We start from the raw sequence: 19,105 nt of genomic DNA, 5'->3' as shown, positions 1-19,105 counted from the left end.
TGGGCTTGTCCTTTGGCCTGAGAGTTGAATGCCGACATGGTCGAGCCTGCGACTGCTGTCGCCCGCGCTCAGCGGGAACGCATCGGAGGGCATTGACATCATCAAGGGTTTTTCATGGACAGTCATCCTTCTTGGGATCTTCGATCCGCATCGCTGGCTTTGCCTGCCGTGGAAGGTACGGAGCAGACACCTCGCAAACCTGGGTGGGCGGACGACCGTCAGCCTGACCCACGCCGCGCCCGAATGCGTTGGACCGTGGGGCTGAAATTGGCCATGGGGTTTGGCGTTTTGACATTGGCGGTATGTGTGTTGGGCATGGTCAGCTGGATGTCTGGCCAGACCACATCCCGGCAGGCCCAGGTGTTGGTGCGCGAGTTGTTGCCGCTGGAGCGCATGGTGCGTGACTGGAAGACGCAGTCGGTGTTGATGGGGCAAATCGCGCTGCGTGCCACGATTTCTACCGACGTGTTTCCGCTGGTGGCAGAAATGCGTCTGCAGCAAGAACAGGACACTGCCCGAGTCAACGGGGTGGACCAGGCCACGGCCCAACCCAGCGTGCCAGAGTCGGTTCGCGTTGCGATGCGCGCAGCGATGGAGCAGCGCACGGCCTATGGGCGCCTGCGCGATGCACTGATGTCCGCTTCGCTCGAATCCAAAGTGATCAGCCAGCGTGAGCTGCAGGGGCATGCAGAGGCACTGGCCGCTTATCTGAACGCCCTGGATGTGTTGCTGGCCCAGACTGAACGCGCAGCGCTGGAGGGCTCCGAAACCATGGTGGGCGAGTCGCACCGTGCCCAGTGGGTCAGTGCCATGGCCGTCGTGTTCGTTGTGGTGCTTTCGGCACTGTGCAGCTGGCTGCTGCGCCGCTCCATCGTGCGGCCGCTGCAAGAGGCCAGCGCTGCCGCTGCCCGTGTGGCCGGGGGCGACTTGACCGTGCGGCTGCAGGCGCGCTCTGACGATGAAATTGGGGACTTGCTGCAAACACTCGATCAGATGGCTCGAGCCCTGCACCATGTGGTGCAAGAGGTCCGCAGCGCCGGTGCATCCATTCACACGGCCAGTGCAGAGGTTGCGGCGGGCAATGGAGACCTGAGCGGGCGCACCGAAGGCGCGGCAGCGCACTTGCAGCAAACTGCGGCGAGCCTGGAGCAGCTGGCGGCGACGGTGGACGGCAACGCACAACAAGCCCGCCATGCCGACCAACTGGCGCAAGAGGCCGCTCAAGTGGCCCATCGAGGGGGCGATGTGGTGCAGAAAGTGGTGCGCACGATGCACGACATTCACCACAGCAGCCAGCGCATCGCCGACATCATTGGCGTCATTGACGGCATTGCGTTTCAGACCAATATTTTGGCGCTGAACGCGGCGGTGGAAGCCGCGCGTGCTGGCGAGCAAGGTCGGGGGTTTGCCGTGGTAGCCAGCGAGGTGCGCAGTCTGGCAGGGCGCAGTGCCGAAGCGGCCAAGCAGATTCGGGACTTGATACACAGCAGCGAAGTTCGCGTGGACGAGGGGGCCGAGCTCGTGGCCCGGGCAGGCGCCACGATGTCCGAAGTGGTGGTCAGCGTTGCCCAACTGACGCAAATCCTGTCCGGCCTGAGCGCAGCCAGCCTCGGGCAAAGCGACGAAATCGCCCAGGTCAGCCTTGCGGTGACTGCGTTGGACGAAGTCACCCAGCAAAACGCCGCGTTGGTGGAGCAAGGTGCTGCAGCCGCCCAAAGCCTGCAGGACCAAGCCCTTCGGCTCAATGTCGCCATGGGCCGGTTTCGTTTAGGCAGCGAACCGTCGTGACTGCGGGCAGCTCACTACTACAGGACTAAAAAAGGCAACGTTCGATCTGAACAGCGACCTGGGCGAGAGCCTCGGCGCATGGCCGATGACGCGGCCATGCTGGGCATCGTGAAGGGGTGCGCAGCGGTGCCGCTCAGCGGTCCTGGCTGGTGTCGGAAATGCGCCGGGCATACACGGCCAGCACGATGCGCTCGGAGTGCACGAGGTATTCGTTGAGTTGTGCCGACGCTTCCTGCAGCTTGCCGGCCTCGAACAGGTCGACGATCTTCACGTTCATGTCCACATAGGGCGCGTGCAGGAACTCGGGGTCGTTCAGCAGCCCGAAGGCCAGCCGCAGCTCGGCCAGCACGTGCCGGAACATCACGTTCAGCCGCTCGCTGTCGGCCAGCTCCACGATGGCCATGTGGAACTCCATGTTGGCCGTGCCCACGCCCTGCCAGTCGGCCGACGCCCGGCAGCGCACCGCGGTATCGACCGCGTCGCGCAGGTGCTTCTTGGCGGGATGGCGCGGGTAGGCCTGTGCGATGGCCGGGCATTCGATGAGCCGGCGCACGCGGTAGATGTCGATGATCGACGCGATACTGGGAATGGCCACCGACACGCCGCGATTGGGCTCGTGCTTGACGAGGCCTTCCTTGGTCAGCAGGCGGAACACCTCGCGCAGCGTGTTGCGCGAGATCTCCAGGCTTTCGCTCAAGGCGGCTTCCGACAGCCGCTGGCCGGGCGAGAACTCGCCCTTGACGATCTTCTGGCGGATCAGCTCGGCCATGCGTTCGTTCAGGGTCTGGGCGTTCGTGGGGGTTTCGATGGTCATGCCTGGGCGGTTAGGGAGCAGCGGGCAGCACGTCGTGCCAGCGGCGCAATGCGGATCCCACGCTTTGTAGCAGATCGGCCCATCTCGCAAGAATCCACTCTGTGGAATACCGCATTCGAATGCCCTTTTCATAGGGTTTGTCCGGGGCAGGGGCATTCCCTGTTGTTGGGCAAAATCGGCAGATCGTGAAACAAGTTGGTGAATGTTGTCGACTTATTGCTAATGCATTGTTCAACAACAGGGATATTTTCAAAGGTCGATCACCGATTTGTTGTTCATTGATTGGCATGCAATTTGCGTTGTGTGCGGTGCCGGACCAGACCGAGCCAGGGCAGCAACCTCCATTGCCCCGGCGCCTTCCGAACCGGCAAAGGGGTCCAACGGTCTGCCACACGCCTTCCTGCTCCGGTTTGGAAGAAGAAGGAACCGGGCAGACCAAGGCTGTACGTATTCAAGAAAGTTCAAGATGCAAAACGTAGTCAATCTGTGGCCGCTCATCGGGGTGGCGGTCATCATCGTGGGGTTTATCCTGCGGTTCAACCCGATGCTGGTGGTGATCGTCACGGCGATCGCCACCGCGTTCGCTGCCGGGTTTCCGATCGACAAGATCCTGGCCACCATCGGTACCGGGTTCATCAAGACGCGCAATCTGCCGCTGATCATCCTGCTGCCCCTGGCAGTGATCGGCCTGCTGGAGCGCCACGGCCTGCGCCAGCATGCACAGAACTGGATCAGCAGCATCAAGTCGGCCACCGCCGGCCGCCTGCTCATCGTCTACCTGGGCGCCCGACAGCTCACGGCCGCCATCGGCCTGACCAGCCTGGGTGGCCATCCCCAGATGGTGCGCCCCCTGCTGGCGCCCATGGCCGAAGGTGCCACCGAGGCACGCTACGGCAAGCTGCCGGACCGCATCCGCCACAAGCTGCGCGCCTTCTCCGCGGCGACCGACAACGTGGGGCTGTTCTTCGGCGAAGACATCTTCGTGGCCTTCGGCGCCATCGTGCTGATGAGCACCTTCCTGCATGAGGCGGGTGTCGACGTCGAGCCGATCCACATCGCGCTGTGGGGCATCCCGACCGCCGTCTGCGCCTTCGCGATCCATGCCTGGCGCCTGAACCGCCTGGACCGCACGCTGGCCCGTGAACTGGCAGCGCACGCCGCCGCCGAATCCGCTGCCGGCAACGGCAACGCCGCCATCTCTGGCGCCAAGGGAGCATAAGCATGACGCTGACCATCCAACACCTGTACTACCTCGTCGGCGCGATCCTGGCCGTCACCGCGGTGATGACCGTGGCCGACCGCAGCAACCCCAAGCGCTTTTCCAGCGGACTGTTCTGGGGCCTTTACTCCCTGGTGTTCCTCGTCGGCGACCTGCTGCCGCCCATCTGGGTCGGCGTCGGCGCCGTGATCATGGCGGTCATCGCCGGCTTCGGCGGCGTGGGTTCGGGCAAGCACACGCCCCGCACCCCGGCCGAATACCAGACCAGTGCCAAGCGCCTGGGCAACCGCCTGTTCATTCCCGCGCTGGCGATTCCGGTCATCACCATGATCGGCACGCTGTCGGCCAAGCACCTGATGGTGGGCGGCGTGCCGCTGATCGATCCCAAGAACACCACGCTGGTGAGCCTGGGCGTCGGCTGCGTGCTGTCCCTGGCGCTGGCCTGCTGGCTGACCCGCGAGAGCCCCGTGCAGGGCCTGCGCGAGTCGCGCCGCCTGACCGACGCGCTCGGCTGGGCCCTGGTGCTGCCGCAGATGCTGGGCATGCTCGGCCTGGTGTTCTCCGACGCCGGCGTGGGCAAGGCCGTGGCGTACATCACCACCAGCTACATCAACATGGACATCCGCTTCGTGGCCTGCGCCGTGTACGTGATCGGGATGGCGCTCTTCACCATCATCATGGGCAACGGCTTCGCCGCCTTCCCGGTCATGACGGGTGGCGTGGGCGTGCCGATCTTGCTGGGCGTGTACCACGGCGACCCCGCCGTGATGGCCGCGATCGGCATGCTCTCGGGCTACTGCGGCACGCTGCTGACCCCGATGGCCGCCAACTTCAACATCGTGCCCGCCGCGCTGCTGGAGCTGCCGGACAAGAATGCGGTGATCCGCGCGCAGGTGCCGACGGCCCTGGCGCTGCTCACCTGCAACGTGTTCCTGCTGTACTTCCTGATGTTCCGATAGACGAAAGAAAGGTCGCCAGAGTGCCAGACGCCACCCCCTTCCATGTGCTCGTCACGGGCTTCGAGCCCTTCGAGCGCGATACGGTCAACCCCAGCTGGGAAGTGGCGCGCGCGCTGGACGGCTGGCAGCACGGTGGCGCCACCGTGCAGGCCGAAAAGCTTCCCTGCGTCTTCGGCAAGGCCGCACAGGCGCTCGACGAGGCGCTGGCCCGCTGGCAGCCCACGCTGGTGATCTGCCTGGGCCTTGCCGGCGGCCGCACCGAAGTGTCGATCGAGCGCGTAGCGATCAACCTGGACGACGCCCGCATCACCGACAACGCCGGCCAGCAGCCCGTGGACACCGCCGTGGTGCCCGGGGCGCCGGCGGCGTACTTTTCCACCCTTCCCATCAAGGCGATCGTGCGCGACCTGCGCGCCGAGGGTTTGCCGGCCGCAGTGTCCAACACGGCCGGCACTTTCGTTTGCAACCACCTTTTCTACGCGCTGATGCACCGGCTGGCCCAGCAGGCGGGCGGTGCAGCGGCCAAGCAGCCCCCGGCGCGCGGCGGTTTCATCCACGTGCCTTACCTGCCCGAGCAGGCCGCGCGCGTGCCCGGCGCGCCCAGCGTGGCGCTGGACACGCAGGTGCAGGCCTTGCGAACGGTCATCCGCACCGCGCTAACGGTGCATCAGGACGTGCGCGAGACGGCGGGCCAGTTGCACTGACGGCTGCAGCGAAGACTGCACCAAGGCGATGCCGGGGCGCTGCAGCCAGCGCCCGTGGGTTGGAGAGATCTGATATTTGAGATAGCGGCGGCACCGACCGCCAGGAGAATGACGATGAAAATGGATCTGAACAGCGACCTGGGCGAGAGCCTCGGCGCATGGCGCATGGGCGATGACGCGGCCATGCTGGACATCGTGAGCAGTGCCAACGTGGCCTGCGGCTTCCACGCCGGCGATGCCGCCGGCATTCTGCGCACGCTGCGCGAGGCCAAGGCCCGCAACGTCGTGGTGGGTGCGCACGTGGCCTACCGCGACCTGGTGGGCTTCGGACGCCGCAACATGGACGTGGACAGCGCCGACCTCGTGGCCGACGTCATCTACCAGATCGGCGCGCTCCAGGGCCTGGCCAAGGCTGCCGGCACCGAGGTGCACTACGTGAAGCCGCACGGCGCGCTGTACAACACCATCGCCCACGACGCCCGCCAGGCGCGCGACGTGATCACCGCCCTGCGCGAGGTGGACGACCGCCTGGTGCTGGTGGCCCTGGCCGGCTCCCCGCTGATCGGCTGGGCGCGCGACGCCGGCCTGCGCGTGGTGGCCGAAGCCTTCGCCGACCGGGCCTACACGCCGACCGGCACGCTGGTCTCCCGCCGCGAAAAGGGTGCCGTGCTGCACGACTCCGCCCTGATCGCCGAGCGCATGCTGCGCCTGGTGTCCGACGGCGTGATCGAAGCCGTGGACGGCAGCCAGGTGCGCATCGGCGCCGATTCGATCTGCGTGCACGGCGACAGCCCCGATGCCGTGGCCATCGCGCGCCAGGTGCGCCAGCGCTTCGAGCAGGCCGGCGTGACCATCGAGTCCTTCGCGGCGCAGCCGGTGGCGGCATGATGCGTTTCCTGACCGTCAACCTGAACGCGCTCATGGTCGAGCTGGACGATCTCGACCAGACCCTGGCGCTCCTCGCCTCGCTGCGGCGCGATCCCATTGCCGGCATCGACGAGATGGTGCCCGCGGCCCGCACGATCCTCATCCACTTCCGGCCGACGGTGCAATCGCTGTCCGCCCTGACCGAGGCCATTGCCCGGCGCGACGTGAGCGCGCAGGCCGAGCGCGGCACCACGCTGGTCGAAATCCCCGTGCATTACGACGGCGAAGACCTGGCCGAAGTGGCGGGCATGCTCGGCATCACGCCCGAAGAGGTGATCCAGCGCCACACCGGCAGCGAATACACCGTGGCATTCACCGGCTTTGCCCCGGGCTTCGGCTACCTCACGGGCGGGCACCCCAGCCTGAACGTGCCGCGCCGCACCACGCCGCGCACCCGCATCCCGGCCGGCGCCGTGGGGCTGGCGGGCACCTTCAGCGGCGTGTACCCGCAGGCGAGCCCGGGTGGCTGGCAGATCATCGGCACCACGCCCGCGGCCATGTGGGACCTGGGCCGCCCGGAGCCCGCGCTGCTGCAGCCGGGTGACCGCGTGCGCTTTGTGGATATTGCTACTAAAAACGTAGCAGACTCCCTTAGTGAATCAAGCGCTGGAGGCCAAAAAGGCTCTGAGTCTTCCGCAGCGTCCGCCACCCCTGCCACTCTGCCCGCATCCGATGCCGCACCTGCCGACACGGGCTCCGCGCTCGAAGTGGTTTCGGCCGGCCTGCAGACCCTGTTCCAGGACGTGGGCCGCCACGGCCAGGCGGGCCAGGGCGTCTCGGCCTCCGGCGCCATGGACCAGACCGCGTGCAAGGCCGCCAATCGCCTGGCCGGCAATGCCTCCGACGGCGCCTGCCTGGAAACCGTGAACGGCGGCCTGCAATTGCGCAGCCGCGGTGACACCGTCGTTGCCGTCACAGGCGCCGATGCGCCCTTGACGTTGACCAACGCCAGCGGCGTGCGCTGGCCCGTGCCGCGCTACCAGCCCATCGCCCTGGCCGATGGCGACACGCTCGCCGTGGGCGAGCCCGTGGCCGGCACGCGCTGCTACGTGGCGGTGCGCGGCGGTTTCGCCGTCAAACCCGTGCTGGGCAGCTGCGCCACCGACACGCTGGCACGCGTGGGCCCTGCGGCCGTGGCCAGCGGCGACGTGCTGGCCGTGCGGCCCGTGGTGGGCAGTGCCGTGGTCGGCGCCCCCGAGCTGCCACCCGAAGGCCTGCCGACGGTAGAGGAAGACATCACGCTCGACGTGGTGCTCGGCCCGCGCACGGACTGGTTCACGCCCGAAGCGGTCGCGCTGCTGGCCGCGCAGCGCTGGCAGGTCACGCCCCAGTCCAACCGCGTGGGCATCCGCCTGGCGGGCGCCGAACCCCTGGCGCGCGCCGTGGGCGGCGAACTGCCCAGCGAAGGCACCTGCATCGGCGCCATCCAGGTGCCGCCGAGCGGCCAGCCCGTGCTGTTCCTGGCCGACCACCCGCTCACCGGCGGCTACCCCGTCATCGGCACCGTCGCGCCCCACCACCTGGACCGCGCGGGGCAGATTCCCGTCAATGCCTGGGTGCGCTTCAACCCGATCTGCGACTTCGAGGCCATCACGCGCGGCGCTGCCGCCGCCTGAGCGGCCTGCGTCTACGCCCCATCGATTACCGATCAACGATCAACGATTTACAGAGCCCCTGACATGAAAAAAGTCCTCATTGCCAACCGTGGCGAAATCGCCGTCCGCATCGCCCGTGCCTGCGCCGACTACGGCATCGCCTCCGTGGCGGTCTATGCCAACGCCGACATCGACGCCGTGCATGCACGCATGGCGGGCGAGGCCTACGGCCTGGACGGCGACCGGCCGGCCGACACCTACCTGCACATCGAAAAGCTGCTGGCCATCGCCAAGCGCAGCGGCGCCGACGCGGTGCACCCGGGCTACGGCTTTCTGTCGGAAAGCGCGGCCTTCGCGCAGGCCGTCATCGACGCCGGCCTGACCTGGATCGGTCCTTCGCCCACCGCCATCGCGCGCCTGGGCGACAAGGTCGAGGCCCGCAAGATCGCCCTCAAGGTCGGCGCACCGCTCGTGGCCGGCACCTCCGAGCCCGTGAACGACGCGAGCGAAGTGCTGGCCTTTGCCGAGCAGCACGGCCTGCCGATCATCATCAAGGCGGCGTTCGGCGGCGGCGGTCGCGGCATGAAGGTCGCGTGGCGCATGGATGAAGTGGCCGAGCTGTACGACTCCGCCGTGCGCGAGGCCGTCACGGCTTTCGGCCGGGGTGAGTGCTTCGTCGAGCAGTTCCTGGACCGCCCGCGCCACATCGAGGCCCAGGTGCTGGCCGACACGCACGGCAATGTGCTGGTGCTGGGCACGCGCGACTGCTCGCTGCAGCGGCGCAACCAGAAGCTGGTGGAAGAAGCCCCCGCGCCTTTCATCTCCGAAGAGCAGCGCGCGCGCATCCACCAGTCCGCACGCGACATCTGCGCCGAAGCGGGCTACACCAGCGCGGGCACGGTCGAATTCCTGCTCAGCGGCAACGGCACCATCTCGTTCCTGGAAGTGAACACGCGCCTGCAGGTCGAGCACCCGGTGACCGAGCAGACCACCGGCATCGATCTGGTGCTGGAGCAGCTGCGCATCGCCGATGGCCACGCGCTCACCGTCACCGAAACGCCCAAGCCGCTGGGTCATTCCATCGAGTTCCGCATCAACGCCGAAGACGTGGGCCGGGGCTTTCTGCCCACGCCCGGCCCGGTGCACCACTTCGCACCGCCCTCCGGCCCCGGCGTGCGCGTGGACAGCGGCGTGCAGTCCGACTCGGTCGTGCCGGGCACGTTCGACTCGCTGATGGCCAAGCTCATCGTGACCGGCGCCACGCGCGAGCAGGCGATTGCCCGGGCCAAGCGTGCGCTGAGCGAGTTCAAGATCGAAGGCGTGGCCTCGGTGCTGCCGTTCCACCGCGCGGTGATCGGCCATCCGGACTTCGTGGGCGACGAGGGCTTCAAGGTCCACACCCGCTGGATCGAGACCGACTTCGCCCCCGACCTGGCCGCTGCCCTGCGCGCCGAGCCCGTGGCCGACACCACATTGGTCCGCACCGCGATGGAGATCGACGGGCGCCGCGTGTCCCTGGGCCTGCCGCCCGAGCTGCTGCGCGGCCTGCAATCGGCACCGGGCGGTGCTCCCGCCGGTGCCGGCGCGGCCGACAAGGCCGCTGAAGACCCGAACGCCGTGGCCGCCCCCATCGCCGGCACGCTGCAGACGTGGAAAGTGGCCGAAGGCGACACCGTGGCCAAGGGCGACGTGATCGCCGTCATGGAAGCCATGAAGATGGAAATGCAGGTCACCGCACACCGCGCGGGCACCATCGCGCTGCGTGCCGCCGCGGGCAGTTACCACGCGGCCGGTAAAACCATCGCGGACATCCAGGACGCCAAGTAAGCAACAGGAAGACAACGAGAAGGGGAGGGGGCGAGGAGCGATGCGCCACGCCTCGGAGCGATTTTTCGGCAAGGTGCCGCGAAATGCTCCTGAATCGATAGCTGCCAGCGCTTGTGAATAGGGCGCTGGCGGCTATTTTTTTATCAAGCTGGGGGAAGGTTGGTGAGGCTGGGTGAAGGATGGTGAGATGCGTACCGGCCATCCGGCTTTCTGATTTCAGCGCGGAGGGCAGAAAAGTCACCTTGCGGCAGAAATCCAAGGGTTGGCGAAGGGCCGCGCGAAAGGTTAGTCTTCGCGCTCATCCACCGGCTTTGATTGCACTGCGGTGCAGAGCCGGCGGCGGCCGTGGCACCCATTGAGCATTCATATTTTTTGAACCATTGCATCAATTCCATTGAAACTTGGCGCATCGAAGGCTCTCTACACTGCGGCCATGCCTGAGTGTTGCGGCGCAACATTCCACCTCACGAAACCCCATTCAAGACCATGACGCCTTCCTCGCCACGATCGTCCCGCTACGGGATCACGGCCATTGCCCTGCACTGGATCCTGGGCTTGGCGCTCGTGGGCATTTTCTCGGTGGGCTGGTACATGACGGGGCTGCCTTTCTCGCCCCAGCGGCTGAAGCTCTACAACTGGCACAAGTGGGCGGGTGTCACGATCCTGGCGCTGTCGGCCTTGCGCCTGGTCTGGCGCCTCACCCACCGCCCGCCTGCGTTGCCTGCGGCCATGCAGGCCGCCATGCCCCGGTGGCAGCACCTGGCACACCACGGCACGCACCATTTGATGTACGCGCTCTTCTTCATCGTCCCGCTCGTCGGCTGGGCTTACAGCTCGGCGGCCGGGTTTCCCATCGTGTTCCTCGGCCTGGTGCCGCTGCCCAGTTTCGTTCCCGTGAGCCCCGAGCTGGCCGAGGCCATCAAGCCCTGGCATGAGATCACGGCCTATGCGCTGGCGGCACTGGTCGTGCTGCACGTGGCGGCCGTGGTCAAGCACCAGTTCATCGACCGCGACGGTCTGCTGTCGCGCATGCTGCCGGGCCGGGGCTGAAGGTTGTTTCGCAGGCGCACGGGCGCTGCGGTTCTTCTTGATTTTGATTTTTGGTTTTTTCGACTGACGGAGTACCTGTCCATGAAATATTCGATGACGCTGGCTGGCCTCGCGCTGGCATCCACCGCGCTACTGGCCGGTGCCCCCGCATTCGCCCAGCAAAAGCTCGTGCCCGAGCAGAGCGAAATCACCTTCGTGAGCAAGCAGATGGGCGTGCCGGTCGAAGGCAAGTTCAAGAAGTTCGACGCACAGGTCGCGTTCGACCCCGCCAAGCTCGCCACCAGCAAGATCGCTTTCACGGTCGACACCGGCAGCGCCACGCTGGGGGTGAAGGAATCCGACGCCGAACTGCCCAAGGCCACGTGGTTCAACGTGCCCAAGTTCCCGCAGGCCACTTTCCAGTCCACCACCATCAAGGCGGTCAGCGCCGGCAAGTACGAAGTGGCGGGCAAGCTGAACATCAAGGGCGCCACGCAGGACGTCACCATCCCCGTCACCCTGGTCCAGAGCGGTGCCAACACCACGGCCACCGGCACCTTCGCCATCAAGCGCCTGGCCTTCAAGATCGGCGAGAACGAATGGGCCGATACGTCCATGGTGGCCGACGATGTTCAGGTGAAGTTCAAGCTCGCGCTGACCGGCGTGGGCAAGCTCTGATGCCGCTGTGATGCTCCCCGGCGCTGCCACCTGTTCGAGGCGGCGCCCCCGAGTTTCGTGCTCCCGTTTTCTCGTTTTTCATCCCTTCCCGCCAACGTTTTTTGATTTTTCAACCGGAGATACCGACATGCGCAAATCCCTCTTCGCCCTCGCCGCCGTGGCTGCAACCCTGGCCGCCGGCGCCGTGCAGGCCCAGACCGCCACGTATGCCGTGGACCCGACCCACACCTTCGCCACGTTCGAGATCAGCCACTTCGGCGCCAGCGTGAACCGCGGCCGCTTCGACAAGAAGGAAGGCACCGTGCAACTGGACAAGACCGCCAAGACCGGCAAGGTCGAGCTGACGATCGACATCACCTCGATCAACACCGGCGTGGCACCGTTCGACAAGCACCTGCAAGGCACCGACATCTTCGACGCCGCCAAGTACCCCACGGCCAAGTTCGTGGGCGACAAGTTCACGTTCGAAGGCGACAAGTTGGTGTCCGTGGCCGGCGACCTGACCATCAAGGGCAAGACCCAGCCCGCCACCTTCAAGGCCAACCAGTTCGCCTGCTACCAAAGCCCAATGCTGAAGCGTGAGGTGTGCGGCGGCGACTTCGAAACGACCATCGACCGTACCCAGTTCGGCGCTGACTACGGCGTGCAGTACGGCTTCCCCAAGAACGTGCGCATCGTGGCGCAGATCGAAGCGGTCAAGCAGTAAGCCTTACCGCGACCCATGGCCTCTGAGCCATGGGTGCAAGGCCGGTTCCCGCGTACACGTTGCGCAGGGCCGGCCTTTTTTCTTGGCGCACCACACGCTTGCCTGTTTTCAATCGCCAAGCCCTGACGTGGGCAAGGCGGGTTCAGTGTCGCCATGCGTGTGGGTAGGTTGGCAATCAAGGGGAAGTTTCATGAATTCGTTGATTCATCGGCAGAAGTCGATTGCACGCAGCGCATTGGCGGCTGCGTTGTTGGCGGTGGGCACGGCGTCGTTTGCCGGGGCGGCTGACGAGGCGCCGCGCGTTCCGGCCATCAAGCTCTACAACACGCCCGACCACCGCGCTGCGTTCGTGCGCGGTACCGTGCCATCAGTGCACAAGATCCAAAGCCAGCAGTTCTGGCTGAGCCAGTCGGTGGAAGCGTGGGAGCAAAACACCCATCCGGCCCCCCGCCGGCAGTACGTGATTCCGCTGCAGGGTGAGCTGGAATTTCGGGTGGGCGACGGCTCCACGTTCCGTTTGGCGCCCGGAACGGTTTTGCTGGCCGAAGATACCGAGGGAGAAGGGCACAGTTGGAAAATGGTTTCCAACGATAAGGCCTGGGTGCGGGTCTATATTCCCATGGTGTCTGAAAATGATGAATTCGAACCGCTGAAATAAATTTTCATTAGGATTTCCATCATTTGTTTTTAATTACTGAAATAAATATCAGATTAATCTGAATTCGCAACCAATGAGAGGCCGGTGTCTGCAATGCAGGCGCTGGCTTTTTTTTGTTATTGGTCCAATGGAAAAAGTTAATGAACCATTTCATGAAAATGAAACGAATTTCGCTTTAACAGCGCTTGCTTCGCTTGAAAGGCATGGGGCGTTCGGTGGCGATCAAGAATCAATCAGACTTACAAAGTCGTCTTTATTAATTACTGAAAGATATGATGAACACCGTCAACAAGTCTTCTGCATCCACTTCGCGCATCCCACCGTCTGGTACCCAGAATGACGGTGCTCAGCCGCCTAAGAAATCGTCCTCTTCAAAACTGAGTTCTCACGGAATCTTTGGTGGGTTGCGCTCCATGATGGGCCGAGGTGGGAAAACTTCTTCCGTCCCGTCCGCTGGCAATAGTGCCACGGTCGCACCGCCTCAGCGGTTCAGCGATGGGAGCGTGCGTCCCGACTCGCTGGTCGCCAAGCGCCATGGCGCAGCCGTGCTGCATAACGCGAAAACAGGCGAGCCCATCACAACGGGCAACCACTTCGAAGTGGCGACTTACGCCATGTCGAGCGGTCTGGACGCGCACAGCGACAGCCACATGCACCCCACCAACTATGTGCAGCGTGGGCTGAACCCACAGCAGTTGCTGAAGATGATGGACGACATCGGCGTGCGCAACACCACGCTCATGCCTATTCCCACCTCGCTGCTGCAGGCCAAGCTGCCCGGCGCCGATGGCGCCACCACGGCCGTCAACCCGCACGAAATTTCCGATCAACTGGGCGGCAGCGAACACGCCCACCACTGCGGTCCGCTCGAGTTCTACTACGTGCCCATGAAGATCGAAGACAGCGTGCTCGCCGGCCGCATCAGCGAAGAACTGGCCAGCCGGCCCAAACTGGACATCGACGACTTTCGCAAGAACCCCGATCTCATCAAGCAAATCGTCGACGCGTCCCTCCTGTACGTGGACACGGCCGTGAACACCGACATCGCCACCGCCATCAAGAATTCCGGCATGAGCGAGGCACAACGCAGCCGTCTCGACCCGATGATCACGGGCCTGCACCTGGGCGACCCCCGCGTGAGCGACCGCCTGCTGCACGAGCTGTACAAGACCAAAGGCACGTTCACCGGAATCGGCGAAATCACGGTGCACAAGGAACTGGTGGAAGACATGTTCGCCGGCGGTGATCTGCAGGCCAGCACGAAAACCGGCCGCATGGAGCCGCTGACCCGGCTGCTGGAAGTCGCCGGGGTGGTCGGCATGCCTGTGGTGCTGCACTGCGATATCGACAACCTGCACGACCAGGTGGCGGACTTCAACGGCAAGGGCAAATCCACCGCATCCCGTGAGCCTGCGAACCTGGAAGGCTTGCGAAAAATGTTCACTGACCCCCGCCTCAAGGACACCCAGATCGTCTGGGCGCACGGCGGCGGCCTGGGCCGTTTCGTGCAGCAGGGCGAAGACCACATCGGAAAGCTGACGCAATTGCTGAAAGACTGCCCCAATCTACACCTGGACATTTCCTGGAGCGACGTGGCCAAGCAGATCGGCAAGGACGACCAGTCGCTGGTGGCCTGGCGCGGCTTCATCCAGGACCACAGCACTCGCATCTGCTTCGGCTCCGACACGCTGGCCCCCAAGGAAACCGGCACCTGGGAAGCCACCAAGAAAATGTACGACGACGGTCTGTTCCAGGGGATGAGTACTGAAGCCAAGCACAACGTGCTCAACGGCACTTATGACCGGATCTTCGTGGCTTCGCGCAAGAACGTTCGCGAATTCGAGCAGAACGTTTTGACCAAGGAGTTCATGGAGACCCATGTCACCCAAGTCGACGGCGATCCGGTGACCGCCCAGACGTTGAAGGACTTGAAGGCTGAAGCCCTGAACAAAGGTACGTCGCAAGCCGGTGAAGACGGTGTCGCCGCAGAACAGCCCAAGCGCCGCAAATCTTTGAAGGCAAAGATCGCCAGCAATCTCAAGAAAGCAGTGGGTATTAAGTCTTCCGGATCCAGCGCGCAGGCAGCGCCAAAACCTGCTGTCAGCGAAACCCAAGGCGAAGCTTTGAAACGGCCTGCCGGGCCAAGCGGAGCGCTCAAGAAAAATTCCTTGAGCGAGCTGTTGAAAGCCACCGCCGAGGAAGATGCCGCCAGTGGGTTGCCTACCGGCGCTGGTACCGACGATGCACCGGAACTGAATGATGACGATGACGAGGTCTTTTTCACCCCCCTCTCGTCACCTTCGAGGCTTGCTCCCATCAGCGAGGAGGGAGACATGGACGGCGGGAAAAGCAGCAGCGCCCGCGACCGCCAGGATGCCAGCACACCGTCCACCGCGGAACCATCGGTCGAGCCAACCCCTGTTCAGGACCTGCGGCGCCAGAGTGGACTGTCCAAGCTGAAGAAGGTCACCGAAGACATCAAGGAAGGCGCTTTCAAAAACGGATTCGGCTTCTCCAGCACGACGGTATCGCCTGTCTGGAACCCTTTCCAGAGCAAGGTGTCGTCGGCCAAGCCCAAGATGGGCAGCTTTCTCGGGCAGGACGGCGTCGAGCCGCCCAAGGTGCCCAAGACGCTGCTGAACGCCGCCCCGCGCGTGGGCCGCACGACGCCCCAGGAGGGCGCGGCGCTGCAGAGACTGAAAAAGGAATCGACGATCAATGGGGCCATCACGAGCCACTTCGACGGTCCGGCGAACCGGAAAGCGGCGTTGCTGGCCAGCGTCATGCAGTTGAAAGAGGCCACTGGAATGTCGGCGGGAGAAACCACCGTCCTGGTCAAGGCGCTGGCCCGCCACAACAAAGACACGGCGCAGGCCGAACGCATTCTGCAAGCGTTGCCGCAGGTCCGGCTGGTGGGCGACCTGCTCACGCCGCGCCCCGCTGGGGAAATCACGGCCGATGTGCAACTCGCCTGGAAATTCGCGGCGGAAATCGAAAGCCTCAAAGGCGGCAAGGGGCTGGACCTGCTGAGCAAGGTCACCGCCAAGCCCGATGGCGCGGCCGATGGCGCACCCGCCCTGGCGGCTGCGCAACGTGGCCCGATGCGTGCTTACCTGCGCGCTGCTGCCGAGGTGGCACGGGCCGCTGGCAGAAACGCACCGGCGTTGGACCCGAGCGGCATGTTCGCCCATGGCAAGCTGGGCGACGCCGTGCGGGCCACGCCGAACGGCTGGCCAGGCCGCGCGGGTGCGCCGATCGCCCATGGCTCCTCGCTCACTCTGGCTGAAAAAGCGCTGCTGGCCGTGCGCGACGAACTCGACCCCGCGATCACCGAAATCCACGGATGCCGCTTCGCCGTGCAGATGGCGCGCGGCGGCATGGTGACCGACAAGGCGCGCAACCCCGACGGCACCAAAAGCGAATTCCAGAAGGTCGAATCGCGCGCCTCCAAAACCATGGGCATGCATTTGAACCGTGCCATGGCATCGTCCACCGGCTTTCAGCGCATCGCCGATACGCTGCGCTACGGCACGCTGCACCATGGCAAAAGCCCGTTCTACGGCTATGACGCCATCGTGTCCTCGCGCGGCCAGAACATGGGCTTCGAGCTGTCGCACATCGGTGGCATCCACGAAGGCCGTGCCATGAAGGACATGGTGGACGTGATCGAGTCTGCCCTCAAAGCCCGTGGCGGTGGCGGTGCCGGCGAAGTCGCGTTGCCCACAGCACAGAACGCGGTGGATGGCCAGGCGCTGCTGGACGACCACGGTGCCGGCGGAACGCTGCTGCGCAACATGGTGCGGTCCGAGATCCTTCAGCGCGCCAAGGCGGAAGCGCTGCTGCTGCCGCGCTTGGCGCGTGGCGACAACCTCTCGGAAAGCGCGATCGCGCAAGTGCGCACGGCCGTACTCGCCGCCATTCAATTGCCCGAGTCTTCATCGAGCGATTCGGCGGTCGCCGATCAGGTGCAGGAACTGCTGACCGCCGCGCTCACCGAGCAGAACGTTCCGCTGACCCCCGCTCGACTCTTGGCTTGGGCCGGCGATGCCGGAGGCCCCACCGACGCCGAGACGGTGCAGGAGATGCGAACCTTTGCCCGCCAGGAAGGCCAGCCGGACTGGAAATCGTTTTCGACCGCGTTCGACCGGGCGGCAAATCAGGAGGTCCGCGTTCCACCCAACACCCCCATCAAAGGCAAGAGTCGCGAGGAAGCTGCAGATATCCTGGCCTCCATGATCAGTGGCGAAGAACTGGGCTCTGGCTTTTCGCTGGCCAACGCCGGCAATACGCAGGCCACCACCCGCAATGTGTCTGAAGTGATTTCGGGCGTTCTCTCGGGCGCCACCATGTCGGTTCGCGCGGACCTGGGAGGCGGCCGCACTCGCATCGTCTCCTTCGAGTCCGGCGTGTCTACCGATCGCAGTTCCCTGCGCATGAGCGTGTCGACGGTCCGCCGCAATCAGGAAGGTGCGGGTGGCTCGCTGGGTTTCCGTCTGGGCAAGAAAGAGGTCGCCTCTTTTTCTGCGTTCGTCGGCGGCGATGTCGGCCACAGCTTCGAGTTGCTGGAGCAGGAAGGCGCCGTGTTCGGCTTTCCGCGCCACAAAACCGGTGGCGTGGGCGGCGACCGTGACTTGGCACAGCAGAAAGCCCGGTTGATCAAGCTGTTAATCGGCGTACCCGACGAGGCAGGCGCCTATCAGGCGCCCGGCAACAAGGAAGACAAGGGTTCCCTGGTGAAACGTGCCTATCAGGAGTTCGGCGACGCCATCTCCATCGGCGCCTTTGAGGTCCGCCAGAAGGACAACCGCTTCACCGGCAGTTCGTCGGCCGGCGCTGGTGCGACCATCGGCAACTTGCGGGTGGGGCTGCCGCAAGAAAGCGTGGCCGGTGAAATCCGCCGGGGCACGCTGGAATACAAAGACACGTCGGGCACGCTCAAGCTCATTCGCGAGTCCGAGTCCAACGCGTTCAAAGCCACCGTCACCGGCGCGTTGGCATCGCTGAGCGGGCTGATCGAAGGCGCCACTGCGCCGACACCCGCCCCGGGCGAGGCCGCGGTCGATGCCGTCACCAGCATGACATCCCTGGCGGTCGCCAACTTCGGCTCGATCGCCAGCGATTTCTTCAGGGACGGCGAGACGCGCACCACCAGCCGCATCCTGTACGACGACCAGGAGCTGCCCACGAGCTTCGCCACCCAGACACTGGTCACCAGCAAGGACTTCGTCAACAACCTGGCCGCCGATGTCGAGAACTTCGCGGAAGACAAGGCCAAGAAATTCTTCCCTGCCCGGCACGGTGCCGACCGCGACCAAGCCGTGCAGACCGAAAAGAAAATCCTGGGCGAATTCGCCGGCCAGCTGCGCGAACACCGCGACCTGACGGGCACCTCGCAGCTGTACTGGGAATGGGGCCCCAGCCACGTGGAAGCCAGCAACCTGCTGGAAGCGGACCGCGAATTGTCCGAAAAGCTGGGCGATACACAAGGCGCCAAGCAGGCGAAGCGCGACATCGACACGATCCACAAAGACCCGGGTTACCGGGAAGCGCGCTTCCTGATCAACGCCAATGAGCAGTCGGCCAGCGACATAAGGGGCGTGAACGGAATCATGGGCGTGCGCCACGATGTCAGGACGAGCGCTAATGTGCGGTCGTTGAACTTCACTTGAGGGGAGCGGCGGCTAATGTGAGCGGCTTAGCCGCTCGAAATTTAGTTTGATTTCTATCTGACTGATACCACGGGCGTCATATCGATCCGCCGATGTGGTTAAGCCAATTTTTGGCACTGTGTTAGTAATCAGGGGGTGATAAATCTTCGGCCGAGACCCACAATCCCTGAGGTGCGTCTAATCCCGTCTGCATCTCTTTTGATAGATAGTCCGTCCTGAACAATTCCGTTCTCAGCAGCAGAGAGGTCGGCGGTCAGTGGGTGCAGCGACCAGGGCTGCGATGACCGGCTGCATCGACAGCCCGAATCGGGCGCAATAAAACCGCAGCGCGGCCAGGATCAGGCGCAGGTTGTGCCCGGCCCCGCACATCACCGCATGCAGCGCATCGCCCAGCGCACCCTTGAGCGGATTGCGGCCAAGCCTGCCGTCCATCTTCATGTGCCCGATAGCCGGTTCGATGGCGCTGCGCCTTTTGATCATGGCCTTGAGCATTCGGGTGATGCCACGCTTTTGGCCTGACATCAGGATGCGC

The 19,105-nt window shown here is 64.7% G+C and carries 14 protein-coding genes and 1 pseudogene; 13 read left to right on the top strand and 2 right to left on the bottom strand.

Features of this window, described 5'->3' with window-relative positions; all coding sequences use genetic code 11:
- The first annotated feature begins 327 nt into the window (after positions 1-327).
- Entirely contained in the window at positions 328-1,788 is a 1,461-nt protein-coding gene (locus BLT03_RS21940; RefSeq protein WP_245711509.1) for a methyl-accepting chemotaxis protein, read from the top strand.
- A 133-nt stretch (positions 1,789-1,921) separates the two neighbouring features.
- On the opposite strand, the gene BLT03_RS21935 is transcribed toward BLT03_RS21940, so the two are convergent.
- A complete protein-coding gene (locus BLT03_RS21935) occupies positions 1,922-2,602 on the bottom strand; it encodes a GntR family transcriptional regulator (protein ID WP_289623743.1) in 681 nt (226 codons plus the stop codon).
- A gap of 466 nt (positions 2,603-3,068) precedes the next feature.
- Here BLT03_RS21935 and BLT03_RS21930 point away from each other — a divergent pair, with 466 nt between their 5' ends.
- The 12 genes from BLT03_RS21930 to BLT03_RS21880 all read left to right on the top strand — a co-directional run bounded on the left by BLT03_RS21930 (position 3,069) and on the right by BLT03_RS21880 (position 18,573).
- Entirely contained in the window at positions 3,069-3,821 is a 753-nt protein-coding gene (locus tag BLT03_RS21930) for a DUF969 domain-containing protein (RefSeq protein WP_092745903.1), read from the top strand.
- 2 nt (positions 3,822-3,823) lie between these two features.
- Complete coding sequence (locus tag BLT03_RS21925; protein ID WP_092745902.1) at positions 3,824-4,780, top strand: DUF979 domain-containing protein; 957 nt, start codon at positions 3,824-3,826, stop codon at positions 4,778-4,780.
- A gap of 20 nt (positions 4,781-4,800) precedes the next feature.
- On the top strand, positions 4,801-5,484 hold the full coding sequence (gene pcp, locus BLT03_RS21920; RefSeq protein WP_092745901.1) for a pyroglutamyl-peptidase I: 684 nt from the start codon (positions 4,801-4,803) through the stop codon (positions 5,482-5,484).
- 114 nt (positions 5,485-5,598) lie between these two features.
- On the top strand, positions 5,599-6,372 hold the full coding sequence (locus tag BLT03_RS21915) for a LamB/YcsF family protein (protein WP_092745939.1): 774 nt from the start codon (positions 5,599-5,601) through the stop codon (positions 6,370-6,372).
- A complete protein-coding gene (gene pxpB, locus BLT03_RS21910; protein ID WP_092745938.1) occupies positions 6,372-8,027 on the top strand; it encodes a 5-oxoprolinase subunit PxpB in 1,656 nt (551 codons plus the stop codon). The genes BLT03_RS21915 and pxpB overlap by 1 nt, the downstream gene beginning before the upstream one ends.
- Before the next feature lie 63 nt (positions 8,028-8,090).
- Positions 8,091-9,833: an acetyl/propionyl/methylcrotonyl-CoA carboxylase subunit alpha gene (locus BLT03_RS21905; RefSeq protein WP_092745900.1), complete on the top strand. Its 1,743-nt coding sequence runs from the start codon at positions 8,091-8,093 to the stop codon at positions 9,831-9,833.
- Between the two features lie 486 nt (positions 9,834-10,319).
- The gene (locus BLT03_RS21900) at positions 10,320-10,883 is read left to right on the top strand and encodes a cytochrome b (RefSeq protein ID WP_092745899.1); all 564 of its coding nucleotides are present in this window, start codon (positions 10,320-10,322) and stop codon (positions 10,881-10,883) included.
- Positions 10,884-10,964: 81 nt separating this feature from the next.
- A complete protein-coding gene (locus BLT03_RS21895) occupies positions 10,965-11,540 on the top strand; it encodes a YceI family protein (protein ID WP_092745898.1) in 576 nt (191 codons plus the stop codon).
- 127 nt (positions 11,541-11,667) lie between these two features.
- Positions 11,668-12,246 (top strand): YceI family protein, encoded by a 579-nt coding sequence (locus tag BLT03_RS21890; RefSeq protein ID WP_092745897.1) that lies wholly within the window; start codon positions 11,668-11,670, stop codon positions 12,244-12,246.
- A gap of 190 nt (positions 12,247-12,436) precedes the next feature.
- Positions 12,437-12,904: a cupin domain-containing protein gene (locus tag BLT03_RS21885; RefSeq protein ID WP_245711508.1), complete on the top strand. Its 468-nt coding sequence runs from the start codon at positions 12,437-12,439 to the stop codon at positions 12,902-12,904.
- Between the two features lie 127 nt (positions 12,905-13,031).
- Positions 13,032-13,244, top strand: a complete 213-nt coding sequence (locus tag BLT03_RS24590; RefSeq protein ID WP_175537835.1) for a hypothetical protein — start codon at positions 13,032-13,034, stop codon at positions 13,242-13,244.
- A gap of 163 nt (positions 13,245-13,407) precedes the next feature.
- Positions 13,408-18,573 (top strand): amidohydrolase family protein, encoded by a 5,166-nt coding sequence (locus BLT03_RS21880; protein WP_092745896.1) that lies wholly within the window; start codon positions 13,408-13,410, stop codon positions 18,571-18,573.
- 231 nt (positions 18,574-18,804) lie between these two features.
- On the opposite strand, the pseudogene BLT03_RS21875 reads toward BLT03_RS21880, so the two are convergent.
- Positions 18,805-19,105, bottom strand: a pseudogene (locus BLT03_RS21875) (IS5/IS1182 family transposase); the annotation flags it as partial.

The sequence above is a fragment of the Paracidovorax valerianellae genome (genome assembly GCF_900102625.1).
Taxonomy (GTDB): domain Bacteria; phylum Pseudomonadota; class Gammaproteobacteria; order Burkholderiales; family Burkholderiaceae_C; genus Paracidovorax; species Paracidovorax valerianellae.
Note: the sequence above shows the minus strand (reverse complement) of the source record. Positions and strands in the feature narration are given on the sequence as shown.

What these genes read in the sequence shown, in the direction of transcription:
- BLT03_RS21940 (WP_245711509.1), top strand. Translation starts at nt 328, where the DNA reads ATGTCTGGCCAGACCACATCCCGGCAGGCCCAGGTGTTGGTGCGCGAG.
- BLT03_RS21935 (WP_289623743.1), bottom strand. Translation starts at nt 2,602, where the DNA reads ATGACCATCGAAACCCCCACGAACGCCCAGACCCTGAACGAACGCATG.
- BLT03_RS21930 (WP_092745903.1), top strand. Translation starts at nt 3,069, where the DNA reads ATGCAAAACGTAGTCAATCTGTGGCCGCTCATCGGGGTGGCGGTCATC.
- BLT03_RS21925 (WP_092745902.1), top strand. Translation starts at nt 3,824, where the DNA reads ATGACGCTGACCATCCAACACCTGTACTACCTCGTCGGCGCGATCCTG.
- BLT03_RS21915 (WP_092745939.1), top strand. Translation starts at nt 5,599, where the DNA reads ATGAAAATGGATCTGAACAGCGACCTGGGCGAGAGCCTCGGCGCATGG.
- pxpB (WP_092745938.1), top strand. Translation starts at nt 6,372, where the DNA reads ATGCGTTTCCTGACCGTCAACCTGAACGCGCTCATGGTCGAGCTGGAC.
- BLT03_RS21905 (WP_092745900.1), top strand. Translation starts at nt 8,091, where the DNA reads ATGAAAAAAGTCCTCATTGCCAACCGTGGCGAAATCGCCGTCCGCATC.
- BLT03_RS21900 (WP_092745899.1), top strand. Translation starts at nt 10,320, where the DNA reads ATGACGCCTTCCTCGCCACGATCGTCCCGCTACGGGATCACGGCCATT.
- BLT03_RS21895 (WP_092745898.1), top strand. Translation starts at nt 10,965, where the DNA reads ATGAAATATTCGATGACGCTGGCTGGCCTCGCGCTGGCATCCACCGCG.
- BLT03_RS21890 (WP_092745897.1), top strand. Translation starts at nt 11,668, where the DNA reads ATGCGCAAATCCCTCTTCGCCCTCGCCGCCGTGGCTGCAACCCTGGCC.
- BLT03_RS21885 (WP_245711508.1), top strand. Translation starts at nt 12,437, where the DNA reads ATGAATTCGTTGATTCATCGGCAGAAGTCGATTGCACGCAGCGCATTG.
- BLT03_RS24590 (WP_175537835.1), top strand. Translation starts at nt 13,032, where the DNA reads ATGGAAAAAGTTAATGAACCATTTCATGAAAATGAAACGAATTTCGCT.